Consider the following 11899-nt stretch of genomic DNA (forward strand, 5'->3'; position numbering starts at 1 on the left):
AGGTGCTGAGCCGCTCGGCGGGTTCTCGGGCCCGCGTCGTCGGACGGCTCAGTCGATGCAGGTCAGGGCGTCGGTGTCGCTGTCGGTCGCCCGGTCGCCCGAGGTGCTGCCCGACGCCGTCGCCGAGCCGGTGGGGCGCGTGTCCGCCGGCCGGGCGACGCCCTTGACCATCACGCCGTTGCCCCCGACGACGAGGGTGACGCGCGTGACGTCGGGGGTTGCGACCGCCTTGGCCTTCGGCACGGCGGCGAGGACGGCCTTGGCCTGCGCCTCGCGCCCCGGCGGGTACTGCACGGTGGTCTTGGCCGTCTTCGACGCGGAGTCGACGGTGTCGACCCTGAACCCCAGGCGCGTGAGCCCGGTCGCGTTGCGGGCGGCGAGCCGCGGGGTCTCGGTGCCGTTGAGGACGTCGACGGTCACGCTCCGCGGCGCGGCGGCCTTGGCGCGGGCCAGCGCGTCGTCGTTCTTGCCCTCGAGCTGGGCGAGGAAGGCCGGCAGCGCCTTGCGGTTGACCTCGATGATCGAGGTCTCGACGCCGTCGGGGTAGATGAGCTTCGGGCCGTTGTTGGGGATGGTCGCGAAGTCGATCTTGCCGGCCGTCAGCGACTGGAACTGCCGGGCCAGGCCCAGCAGGTCGAGGTCGGGATCGGTGAGCAGCGACGAGCCGATGGCCTTGAGCAGGTCGCGCATCTTGAACGGGTTGAGCAGCGTGCCCGCGGACGTGATCTTGGTGAACGCGGCCTTGAGGAAGTACTGCTGGCGCTTGACCCGGTCGAGATCGCCGTGGGGCAGCCCGTGGCGCTGTCGCACGAACGCGAGCGCCTGCTTGCCCTCGATGACCGAAACGCCCTTGGGCAGGTCGATGCCCGAGAACCCGCGACGGGTGCCGTCGGTCTCGGTGGTCTTGTTCTGCGCGTTCTTGAGGCAGACCTCGACGCCGCCGATGGCCTCGCTGATGCGGTAGAAGCCGAGCAGGTTGACCTGCATGTAGTGGTCGATCTTGACGCCGATCAGGGTCTGGATCGTCTTGACGGTGGCGAGGATGCCCGCGCTCTCGGCCGCGGTCTCGCCGCGACCCGCCGAGCGTGCGGCGTTGTAGGCGTCGGGATAGGCGGAGTTGAGCTTGCCGCGGCCGTGACCGGGGATCGTGACCCAGGCGTCGCGGGGGAACGAGACGAGCGTGGGACGCCCCTCGCCGTCGCCGGGGACGTGCAGCACCATCATCGTGTCGGCGTTGACCGTGGTGGTGTCGTGGCCGGTGTGCAGCGCGTCGAGCTCGGCGCGGGTGGCGCCGGCGCGGGTGTCGTTGCCGATGAGCAGGATGTTCTGCTGCGCACCGTCGTGGTCGCCGCTGGCACCCGGCACGGGCGCGCCGTGGGGGATGTCGTCGGTGAAGTTCTGGAACGTGGCCCACGCGATGCCGCTCGCGACGAGGACGACGAGCGAGACCGAGGCGAAGAAGGCGCGCACGCCGACCCGCATGCCCCAGGGCATCCCCGCGAGGCGGGGACCGGGGCGGCGGCGGGCGGCGGGGGCGGTCATCGCCTGCGAGGCTAGACGGCCGGACCGACAGATCCGGGCAGCCGGCGGGGCGGGTCGCGCGGTGGCCGCGGATCGGGTCCGCGGGTAAAGGTTCCCTTCGACCGGCCGTTAATCTAACGTGAGACTCACATCGGCGTGTCGCCGACGAAACAAGTGAATCGAGTGCTAATGAACCCGTTCCCCCGCCGGGTCCTTCGCACCGCCGCCACCCTCGCCGTGGCGACGGCCGGAACCGTCGTGCCCCTCGTCGTGTCGAGCGCCCCCGCCGACGCGATCACCCTCTCGCCGTCCGGCACCGTGGTCGTCACCCTGCGCGGCAACGGCCACGGCCACGGCATGAGCCAGTACGGCGCCGAGGGCGCCGCCGGCAATGGGTTGTCCTACGGCAAGATCCTCGGCTTCTACTACCCGGGCACCACGCTGACGACGCTCGCGAAGTCGCAGATCCGGGTCCGGCTCAGCGGCTTCCCGGCCCGGACGACCGTCGCGGCGTACTCCACCATCGCGGCGACCGGCGTCGGCACACTGCCGACGAGAGGGGTCGCCAAGTACCGCCTCGTCGCCTCGGGTTCCGGGCTTGCGCTGCAGCAGCTGAAGTCGGCCAAGGGCGCGACCTGGCGCACCTACCGCGGCAGGCTCGCCAACCGAACCGAGCTCTACCGCACGAACGGCTACTCCACCCGGCTCTACCGCAGCGACGGTTCGAGCGTGCGCTATATCGGCCGGCTGCGGGCGGTCCGTGCCGGCTCCGGGCTCTACACGGTGAACCGGGTGAGCCTCGACTCCTACACCGCGGGCGTCGTCCCCAGCGAGATGCCGGTCTCGTGGCGGGCACAGGCCGTGAACGCGCAGGCCGTCGCCGCGCGCACCTACGGCCGGTACGCCGTCGAGCACCGCGCGACCGGCAGCGAGTACGACATCTGCGACACCACGCAGTGCCAGGTGTACGGGGGTCGCAAGCGCTACGACCGCGGCGGCCACGTCGTCGGCGGTGACTACCAGCCGGCGGCCAAGGCCACGGCCAACCGCGTCCTGCGCTACCGCGGCAGCACCATCTTCGCCCAGTTCTCCGCCTCGAACGGCGGCTGGTCGGCGGGCGGCGGCCAGCCCTACCTCACGGCCCGCGCCGACCCCTACGACCCGAGCGCGGCCGGCAACCCCTACATCGACTACCGGCGCACCGTGTCGGTCCGGTCGCTGGCCTCCTACTTCGGGCTCGCGAAGGTGACCAAGCTGGCCGTCACCAAGCGCGACGGGCACGGCACCTGGGGCGGTCGCGTTCTCGCGGCGACACTCACCGGGACGTCCTCGTCGGGCAAGGCGACCACGCGACGGGTCACCGGTTTCGACCTGCAGTACGCCATCGGCGCCGGTACGACGTGGTTCACAGTCCGCCGCGGGTAGGTCCGCGCCGTCGCGTCCTGTGACAGGCTCTTCGTCCCGGCGGCGGACGAAGGGCACAGCACATGACCGACACCGACGCGGTGATCCTGGTAGGCGGGCTCGGCACGCGGCTGCGCCCGCTCACGCTGTCGGCGCCCAAGCCGATGCTGCCCACGGCGGGCGTGCCGTTCCTGACCCACCTCGTCACCCGGCTGCGCGACGCCGGGGTCACGCACGTGGTCCTCGGCACCTCCTACCGGGCCGAGGTGTTCGAGGAGTACTTCGGTGACGGCAGCGAGCTCGGCGTCGAGCTCGAGTACGTCGTGGAGACCGAGGCGCTGGGCACCGGCGGCGGCATCCGCAATGTGGCCGACACCCTGCGCGGCGACACCACGCTCGTGCTCAACGGCGACAACCTGGTCGGCGTGGACCTCGCGGTGCTGCTCGCCGAGCACCGTGAGCGCGACGCCGACGTGACGCTCACGCTCACCCGGGTCGAGGACCCGCGCGCGTTCGGCTGCGTGCCCACCGACCCGGACGGCCGCGTGACCGCGTTCCTGGAGAAGAGCCCGGAACCGGTCACCGACCAGATCAACGCCGGGCTGTACGTGTTCCGCCGCTCGGTGATCGACACCATCCCGGCCGGCCGGCCGGTGTCGGTCGAACGCGAGACCTTCCCGGGCCTGCTCGCCGCCGGCGCCGCCGTCTACGGCCACGTCCACGGCGGCTACTGGCGCGACTTCGGGACCCCGGCGGACTTCGTGGCCGGCTCGTGCGACCTCGTCCTCGGCCGCGCGCCGTCACCGGCCGTCGCGGCACCGGGCGAGTCGCTGGTGCTGCCCGGCGCGCAGGTCGACGCCGCCGCATCGCTCACGCTCGGCACGACGGTCGGCCGCGACGCGGTCGTGGCGGGCGGGGCCGAGGTGGCCGGGTCGGTCGTCTTCGACGGCGCCGTGGTGGCGGCCGGGGCCGTGGTGCGCCGGTCCGTGGTCGGGGCCGGGGCCCGCATCGGCGCCGACGCCGTGCTCGAGGACGTCGTCGTCGGTGACCGCGCCACGGTCGGCGCCCGGGTGGAGCTGCTCGGCGGTGCGCGGGTCTGGCCCGACGCCGTGCTGGCCGACGGGTCCATCCGCTTCTCGACCGACGGCTGATCCCGTCGGACCGGTGAGTCACAATCGCCGGGTGCTCACCTGGGACGCCGGTCACCGCCTCGACCTGCGGGCCACCCTCGCCCCGCTGCGTCGGGGCACCGGCGATCCCGCCCATCGCGCCGACGGCGAGCGGCACTGGCGCGCCTGCCTGACGCCGGACGGCCCCGGCACGCTGGCGATGAGCGCCGCCGGCTCCGTCGTGACCGCGCACGCCTGGGGCCCCGGTGCCGACTGGCTGCTCGAGCGCGTCCCCGCCATGCTCGGCCGCGACGACGACTGGTCGACCCTCGACGTGTCGACGGTGCCCGTCCTGCACGAGACGCTGCGCCGCCGGCCAGGCATGCGGCTGGTCCGGACCGGGCTCGTCCTGGACGCGCTCGTCCCGGCGATCCTCGAGCAGAAGGTGACCGGGGTCGAGGCGCGGCGGGCCTGGCGCCTGCTGCTGTACCGCTTCGGCGGCGTCGCGCCCGGGCCCGGTCCCGAGCTGCGGGTGCCGCCGTCGCCGCAGCAGCTGCTCGACCTGCCGGGCTGGGAGTGGCACCGGCTCGGTGTCGACCTGAAACGCCAGCGTGCCATCCGCGCCGCGGCCCTCCATTCCCGCCGGCTGGAGGAGTGCGCGGCCATGACCCCGGCCGACGCCGCGGCCCGGCTGCAGCTCGTCCCCGGCATCGGCGTCTGGACGGCGGCCGAGACCACGCAGCGCGCGCTCGGCGATCCCGACGCCGTCAGCGTGGGCGACTACCACCTCAAGAACATGATCGTGCACCTGCTCACCGGCCGCGCCCGCGGCACCGACGACGAGATGCTGGCGCTGCTCGCGGCCTGGCCCGGGCAGCGGCAGCGCGTCATGCGCCTCGCCGAGCGCACCGGCATCGGCGCCCCCCGCTTCGGTCCGAAGTTCCGCTACACCGACATCAGGGCGATCTGAGCGGCTCGGTCGCGGCGGCCAGTCGGTCCGCGAGCGCCCGGACGAGCGTGCGCAGGGCGTCCGGACGTTCGACGACGAACGGCAGCCCGAGCCCGGCGAGCACCCCCGGCACCCAGTCCAGCTCCTCGACGCGCAGGGCGACGCGCACCCAACCGGGCCGCTCGTCGGCCGGCTCGACCGTCGCGACGCCGACGGGCAGCGTGGCCGCCACCCGGTCCGCCGGTCCCTGCACGAGCACGGACACCTCGTGGCGGTGGGGCGCCCGGGCGATCGCGGTCAGCACCTGGGCCGCGGCGTCGAAGTCGGCGGGGACGTCGAAGCCGCCGTCGAGCACGCGCGGCGCGGCGACGCGGTCGACACGGAACGTCCGCCGCGCGCCGCTCGTGCCGTCCTCGCCGGCCACGTACCAGCGTCCCGCGTGCGCGACGAGGCCGAACGGACGGACGATCCGCTCGCTGTGCCGCCCGTCGGCCGAGGTGTAGCGCACCGCCACCGGGCGCCGGTCGCGCACCGCCTCGGCGAACAGCAGCAGGGTGCCGGCCGCCGGCTCCACGACCGGCCGTGGCGGCGCGGTGAACGCGGTGGCCGTCTCGATCGCGTCCAGCCGCCGGTCGACGCCCCGGGGGAGCACGCGCCGCAGCTTCGCCGCCGCGCTCTGCGCCGCGGTCACCGACGTCGTGACGAGCCCGGCCCGCCGGCCGGCGACGAGGCCGAGGAGCACGGCCAGCGCCTCCTCCTCGGTGAGCAGCAACGGGGGCATGCGGTAGCCCGTCGCCAGCCGGTAACCGCCGTAGCGGCCACGGGTGACCTCGAGCGGGATGCCGAGCTCGCCGAGGTGGCCCGCGTAGCGCCGCAGCGTGCGCTCGTCGACGCCGACGCGGCGCGCCAGTTCGGCGACGGTGTGGGTGCCGCCGGACTGCAGGATCTCCAGCAGCGCGAGGACGCGGGCGGTGGGCCGGGGCACGAGCCCGAGTATCGCGCGAACTACCGGGCGGATCCTGCCCGGTATCGCGCCTACCGTCCTCGGCATGACAGCTGACAGCACTCCTGCCGCCCGTCCCGTCACTCTCGTCTCGATCCGCGTGATCACCGACGACGTCGCCCGCCTGGCCGACTTCTACCAGGAGCTGACCGCCGTCCCGGCGCGCTGGTTCACGCCCGACTTCGCCGAACTGAACACGCCCGTGGGCACGTTGGCGATCGGCAGCGTGCGGACGGTCGCGCTGTTCGGCGAAGGCACCGCCGCGCCGGCCGCCAACCGCAGCGTCATCGTCGAGTTCCTGGTCGACGACGTGGACGCGGTGCACGACCGCCTCGCCGCGGCCGGGACGCCGGTCGTCCAGGAGCCGACGACGATGCCGTGGGGCAACCGCTCCCTGCTGTTGCGCGACCCGGACGGCAACCTGGTCAACGTCTTCACGCCCGTCACCGAGGCGGCGATCGCCAAGTTCGCCCGCTGACCGGTGCCCTTCGCGGCGGTGTCACTCGGCCCGCATACGGCCCGTATACGGGGCGTAGACGGGGCGTACGACACTCGGCGGAGAGGCGCCGGTGCCGAGCCGCCGGTCCCCGCCGCGGTCAGCCGAACTCGGCGAGGACGGCGTCGGCGAGCGCCGGCCACGCTGCGCGGGCCCAGTCGCCGAAGTCGCGGTCGGCCAGCGCGACGAGGGCGAGGCCGGCCTCGGGGTCGACCCAGAACATCGTCCCGCGCTGACCGAAGTGGCCGTAGGTGGCCGGCGAGTTGTGGCTGCCCGTCCAGTGCGGCGACTTGTCGCCACGCAGCTCGAAGCCCAGCCCCCAGTCGTTGGGCGACTGGCCGCCGTACCCGGGCAGCACGCCGCGCAGGCCCGGGAACTGGACCTCACGCAGGGCGGTGAGCGTGGCCGCGCCGAGCAGGCCCGAGGGCGCCAGCAGTTCGCTCACCACGTGGGCGAGATCGGCGACCGTCGAACGCCCGGCGTGGGCGGGTGACCCGGCCAGGTCGGACGAGCGCATGCCGAGCGGCTCGAACACCGCCTCGCGCAGGTAGTCGGCGAACGGGATGCCGGTGGCGCGCGTGACGAGGTCGCCGGCCAGCTCGAAGCCGGCGTTGGAGTACACCCGTCGGTCACCGGGTGGGCGTTCGCGGCGGCGCTCGTCCGCGGCGACGCCCGAGGCGTGGGCGAGCAGGTGACGCAGGGTCGCGCCGGGGAGCAGGTCGGCGTCCGCGGGATCGTCCAGCGACACCGCCTCCTCCTCGACCGCGACGAGAACGGCGAGCGCGGCCAGCGGCTTGGTCACGGACGCGAGCGCGAACTCGTGGTCGACCCGACCGTGGGTGGCGAGCACGCCGTCCGGACCGACGACCGCCGCGGCGGCGGTGGGGACGGGCCAGCCGTCGAGCCCCACGAGGGCGCGGCTGCCGCCCCCGCTGCGGCCACTGCCCGCGCCGCCGGTCATGCCCCGATCCGGGCGCGGGCCGCCGCCACGAGGCGGGGCAGCTCGGGCGAGGTGGTGCCGGGCAGATCGGCCCACGGGAACCAGCGCAGGTCCAGCGACTCCGCGCTGCGCACCGGCTCGGCGCCCGGCGCGCTCAGGGCGAGGAAGCGGACGTCGAAGTGCCGGGTCGCGACGCCGAGCGAGCAGGTGATGGGGTGCACGTCCAGGCCGAGCGGGGTCGGGTCGAACGACAGTGACCCCAGCCCGCTCTCCTCGCGGGCCTCGCGGGCGGCGGCATCGAGCATCGTCTGGTCCCCCGGTTCGCAGTGCCCGCCCAGCTGCACCCACATGCCGACGCGCGGGTGCAGCGTCAGCAGCACCGCCTCGCGCGTCGGGTCGACCACGAGCGTGCTGGCGGTGAGGTGCCCCGGCACGCAGGAGCGCCACGTCGCGTCCGAGCGCGCGGCGAGGAAGCCGAGGAAGGCCTGCCGCACCGCGGCCTCGACGACGTCGTCGGTGGCGAGCGCGGTGACGACCTCCACCGCGTCGTCGTGCAGCGGCGGCGGCGGCCCGGACGAGCGCTCCGCGTCGGCGCGGCCGACCGCGATCGCCTCGGCGGTGCCGAGCCGGAACATGTCGCTGTCGGCCCCGCGACGCAGCTCGGCGCCGCCGCGCCCGTCGTCGGGCAGCCGGCCGCCGGTCGCCAGGCCGCGCACGATCGCCACCGGCACCCCACCGAGCTTGCCCTTGACGAGGTCGGCGGCCGACGCGATCTCGTCGGCCAACGCGACCTGCGTCGAGGCGATGACGTTGCCGTAGGCGTCGGTGTGCCCGCGCGGGTCGGTGACCGCGGTGAGACCGGCCACGCCAATGGCCTGGTCGATCACGCCGCCGCGCCAGGGGCGGCCCAACGTGTCGGTGACCACGACGCCGACCGTCACGCCCAGCCGCTCGCGCAGCTGCTCGCGCAGCAGCGCGGCCGACGCGTCGGGATCGACGGGCAGCAGCGCGAGCTCGTTGCGCGCGACGTTGGACGCGTCCACCCCCGCCGCGGCCAGCACGAGGCCCTGCCGGTTCTCGACGATGCGCAGCGACCCGCGGCGGGCCACCACCCGGACCGTCTCGGCGTCGATCGCCGCCTGCCGCGCGGCCTCGCGGACGTCCGCGTCGGTGGAGTCGAGCACGACCATGCGGCCCTCGGCCTTCGACACCACCTTCGAGGTGACGACCACGACGTCGCCGTCCTGCAGCGTCGCGTGGCTCGCGACGATCTCGGCGAGGTCGTCGCCGGGGTGCACCTCGCCGATGCCGGTGACCGGCAGCAGCTCGAGCCGTGCGGCCGCGTGGTCGCCGTTCACGCGACCAGCTCCAGCGCCGTCTTCACCATCGCCGCCGTCGCGTCGTCGTCGCTCATCAGCAGCGGGACGGCCGCCACCGCCACGCCGGGCACCCGGGCGGTATCGGTCTCGTGCACGAGCCAGCCGTCGAGCAGACCGCCCTCGGAGCGGGCGCCGTAGTGCCGCCCGACGCCCTCGGCGCTGACCTCGACGCCGATGGCGGGCAGGCACGAGTCGGCCATGCCGCGCACCGGTGCGTTGCCGACGATGGGGGACAGCCCGACGACCGGTGCGGAACCGGACACCAGGGCGTCGCGGATGCCCGGAACGCCGAGGACGGTGCCGATCGAGACGACCGGGTTGCTGGGGGCGAGCAGCACGACGTCGGCACCGGTGATCGTCTCGAGCACGCCGGGCGCGGGAGTGGCGTGCTCGGCGCCGACCTGGACGAACGCCTGCGCCGGCACCGACGCGCGGTGTCGCACCCACCACTCCTGGAAGTGGATCGCCCGCCGACGTGGCGTGCTGCCCTCGGCATCACCGGGCTCGGCCAGCTCGACGACCACGTGCGTCTCGCAGCGGTCGTCGGTCATTGGCAGCAGGGTCACCCCTGGTTGCCATCGTTCGCACAGCGCCGCGGTGACCTCGCTCAGCGGAAAGCCCGCCTCGAGCATGCGGGTGCGGACGAGGTGCGTGGCGACGTCGAGGTCGCCGAGACCGAACCAGGACGGCTCGGCGCCGTAGGCGGTGAGCTCGTCCTTGATCCGCCACGTCTCGTCCTTGCGGCCCCACCCCCGCTCGCCGTCGTGCACGCCGCCGAGGGTGTACATGACGCTGTCGAGGTCGGGGCAGATGCGCAGGCCGTGCAGCGTGACGTCGTCGCCGGTGTTCACGACGGCGGTGATGTCGTCGTCCGGGCGGGCCGCCCGCACGCCGCGCAGGAAGCGGGCACCGCCGATGCCTCCGGCCAGCACTGCTATTCGCACGGGTACCGAACCTACGCGATGCCGCGCGGCGCGACGCCGCGAGACGCGGTCAGCGCCGGGCGGCGACGAGCAGGCCGTCGCCCACGGGCAGCAGGGCCGGGATCAGCCGCTCGTCGTCGCGCACCGTCCGGCCCAGCTCGCGCAGCACCGTGGTGTCGGGGTCGCGCTGCGAGGGGTCGGCCACGCGGTCGTGCCAGAGCGCGTTGTCGAACGCGACGATGCCGCCCGGACGCAGCAGTCGCAGCGCCTGCTCGTAGTAGACGGCGTAGGCGGTCTTGTCGGCGTCGACGAAGACGAGGTCGTAGGCGGCGTCGCGCAGCCGGGGCAGCACCTCGGCCGCCGAGCCGTTGATGAGCCGGTAGCGCGACGCGCCGATGCCGGCCTCGCCGAACGCCTCCTTGGCCGCGCGCTGGTGCTCGCCTTCGACGTCGATGGTGGTGAGGACGCCCCCGGGCGCCATGCCGCCGAGCAGGTAGAGCCCGCTCACGCCCGCACCGGTGCCCACCTCGACGACGGTGCGCGCGGCGGTGGCGGCCGCGAGCAGGCGCAGCGTCGCGCCGCCGGCCGGTCCGATCGGGGTGCAGCCGAATTCGGCGGCCCGGCCGCGGGCGCGGGCGGTGACGTCGTCCTCGATGGCGAACGACTCCGCGTACGCCAAGCTCGCACCGTTCAGCATCGCGTCGGCCATGGAGGAACCCTAGCGCCGCGGCGGCCGGCCGGTGACTAGCCGAGCGGGTCGGCCATCGAGTCGACGAGCAGTTCCAGGTCGGCGACGGTCGTCTCCGGGTTGACGATCGCGAAGCGGGTGCAGACCCGGCCCTGATGCTTGGTCGGCGTCACGAACCCGACCTGCTCGTCGAGGATGCGGCTGCTCCAGCGCGCGTAGTCCCCGGCCTCCCAGCCGACGCGCTCGAAGACCACCACGCTGAGCTCGGGTTCGAGCAGCAGCCGGACGTGCTCGCGGGAGCGGATGACCTCGGCCCCGGCCCGCGCGACGGCGATGGTCCGTTCGATCGCGTCGGCGTAGGCGGCGGTGCCGTGGACAGCGAGGGAGAACCAGAACGGCAGCCCCCGGGCGCGTCGCGTCAACTGGATGGCGAAGTCCGACGGGTTCCACTCACCCTCGACGTTGACCGGGTCGAGGTAGCTGGCGTGTTGGGTGTGGGCGGCGCGGGCCTGCACCGGATCGCGGTAGATCAGCGCGCACGAGTCGAACGGTGCGAACAGCCACTTGTGCGGGTCGACGATGAAGGAGTCGGCGTGCTCGGTGCCCGCGAACAGCGGCCGGACGCTGGGGGCGGCGAGGCCGGCGCCGCCGTACGCGCCGTCCACGTGCAGCCACCAGCCGTGCTCGCGGGCGACGTCACCCACGCCGGCGATGTCGTCGACGATCCCGAGATTGGTCGTGCCGGCGGTCGCGACGACGGCGAAGATGCCGTCCCGCGTCGTCTCGTCGAGCCCGGCGACCGTGTCGCGCAGGGCCGTGCCGGTCATCCGTCCCCGCGCGTCGCCGGGGACGACGACCACGTCGACGTCCATGACGATGCGCAGGGCGTGCTCGACCGAGGAGTGGGTCTGCTCGGTGATGCACACCGCCCAGCGGGCCGGCCGGGTGCCGCGCCGGTGCAGGGCCGACTCGCGGGCGGCCACGAGCGCGGACAGGTTGCCGATCGTCCCGCCCTGCACGAACGCGCCCCCGGCCTGCGCCGGCAGCCCCGCGAGGTCGGCCAGCCAGCGCAGCGCCTGGTTCTCCGCGTAGACCGCGCCGCCGCCCTCGAGCCAGGACCCCGAGTACATGCTCGTGGCCCCGACGAGCATGTCGAACGCGGCCGCCGCCTTGGTCGGCGCGCTGGGGATGAAGGACAGGTAGCGAGGATTGTCGACCGACAGGCAGGCCGGCCCCAGCACCTCGCTCCACACGCGGGTCGCCTCGGCGTGGCCGATGCCCGCGGCGGTCACCGTCTGCCCGGCGCGCTTCTCGAGCTCCTCCGGGGTCCGGGGCCGGTCGAGCGGGGCCTGCATCGCGAGCCGGTCCAGGCACAGCTGCGCGAGCACCTGCGAGAGGTGTTCCTCGTCCGCGGTGAAACGGTGCACGGCGGGTCAGCGTACGGCGGTCGCCCGCGCTCACCGCCCGCGGGCAGGTGCGGGAACGCT

Annotated in this window: 11 protein-coding genes; 4 read left to right on the forward strand and 7 right to left on the reverse strand. The window is 74.3% G+C overall.

Annotated elements, in window-relative coordinates:
- Positions 1 to 48: 48 nt before the first annotated feature.
- Positions 49 to 1542 carry an LCP family protein gene (locus BUE29_RS17700; protein WP_084181351.1) on the reverse strand — a complete coding sequence of 498 codons (1494 nt, stop codon included), beginning with the start codon at positions 1540 to 1542 and terminating at the stop codon, positions 49 to 51.
- 168 nt (positions 1543 to 1710) lie between these two features.
- Here BUE29_RS17700 and BUE29_RS17705 point away from each other — a divergent pair, with 168 nt between their 5' ends.
- The 3 genes from BUE29_RS17705 (at position 1711) to BUE29_RS17715 (ending at position 5004) form a co-directional block, all read left to right on the forward strand.
- The gene (locus tag BUE29_RS17705; RefSeq protein ID WP_073391758.1) at positions 1711 to 2946 is read left to right on the forward strand and encodes a SpoIID/LytB domain-containing protein; all 1236 of its coding nucleotides are present in this window, start codon (positions 1711 to 1713) and stop codon (positions 2944 to 2946) included.
- A gap of 62 nt (positions 2947 to 3008) precedes the next feature.
- A complete protein-coding gene (gene manB / locus BUE29_RS17710; RefSeq protein ID WP_073391759.1) occupies positions 3009 to 4076 on the forward strand; it encodes a mannose-1-phosphate guanylyltransferase in 1068 nt (355 codons plus the stop codon).
- A 13-nt stretch (positions 4077 to 4089) separates the two neighbouring features.
- Complete coding sequence (locus BUE29_RS17715; RefSeq protein WP_200800295.1) at positions 4090 to 5004, forward strand: DNA-3-methyladenine glycosylase family protein; 915 nt, start codon at positions 4090 to 4092, stop codon at positions 5002 to 5004.
- On the opposite strand, the gene BUE29_RS17720 is transcribed toward BUE29_RS17715, so the two are convergent.
- Complete coding sequence (locus BUE29_RS17720) at positions 4991 to 5968, reverse strand: helix-turn-helix transcriptional regulator (protein WP_073391761.1); 978 nt, start codon at positions 5966 to 5968, stop codon at positions 4991 to 4993. The genes BUE29_RS17715 and BUE29_RS17720 overlap by 14 nt on opposite strands.
- A gap of 64 nt (positions 5969 to 6032) precedes the next feature.
- Here BUE29_RS17720 and BUE29_RS17725 point away from each other — a divergent pair, with 64 nt between their 5' ends.
- A complete protein-coding gene (locus BUE29_RS17725) occupies positions 6033 to 6464 on the forward strand; it encodes a VOC family protein (RefSeq protein WP_073391762.1) in 432 nt (143 codons plus the stop codon).
- A 118-nt stretch (positions 6465 to 6582) separates the two neighbouring features.
- On the opposite strand, the gene BUE29_RS17730 is transcribed toward BUE29_RS17725, so the two are convergent.
- The 5 genes from BUE29_RS17730 to BUE29_RS17750 are packed head-to-tail and all read right to left on the reverse strand — an operon-like array spanning position 6583 to position 11839.
- The gene (locus tag BUE29_RS17730) at positions 6583 to 7443 is read right to left on the reverse strand and encodes a serine hydrolase domain-containing protein (RefSeq protein ID WP_073391763.1); all 861 of its coding nucleotides are present in this window, start codon (positions 7441 to 7443) and stop codon (positions 6583 to 6585) included.
- Positions 7440 to 8780: a coenzyme F420-0:L-glutamate ligase gene (locus BUE29_RS17735; RefSeq protein ID WP_073391764.1), complete on the reverse strand. Its 1341-nt coding sequence runs from the start codon at positions 8778 to 8780 to the stop codon at positions 7440 to 7442. Before BUE29_RS17735 ends, BUE29_RS17730 begins: the two co-directional genes overlap by 4 nt.
- Positions 8777 to 9745 (reverse strand): 2-phospho-L-lactate transferase, encoded by a 969-nt coding sequence (cofD, locus tag BUE29_RS17740; RefSeq protein ID WP_073391765.1) that lies wholly within the window; start codon positions 9743 to 9745, stop codon positions 8777 to 8779. The genes BUE29_RS17735 and cofD overlap by 4 nt, the downstream gene beginning before the upstream one ends.
- Positions 9746 to 9794: 49 nt before the next feature.
- Positions 9795 to 10433 (reverse strand): O-methyltransferase, encoded by a 639-nt coding sequence (locus BUE29_RS17745; RefSeq protein WP_073391766.1) that lies wholly within the window; start codon positions 10431 to 10433, stop codon positions 9795 to 9797.
- Between the two features lie 35 nt (positions 10434 to 10468).
- On the reverse strand, positions 10469 to 11839 hold the full coding sequence (locus BUE29_RS17750) for a pyridoxal phosphate-dependent decarboxylase family protein (RefSeq protein ID WP_073391767.1): 1371 nt from the start codon (positions 11837 to 11839) through the stop codon (positions 10469 to 10471).
- Between the last annotated feature and the right edge of the window lie 60 nt (positions 11840 to 11899).

This window comes from Jatrophihabitans endophyticus (assembly GCF_900129455.1).
Classification (GTDB): Bacteria; Actinomycetota; Actinomycetes; order Mycobacteriales; family Jatrophihabitantaceae; genus Jatrophihabitans; species Jatrophihabitans endophyticus.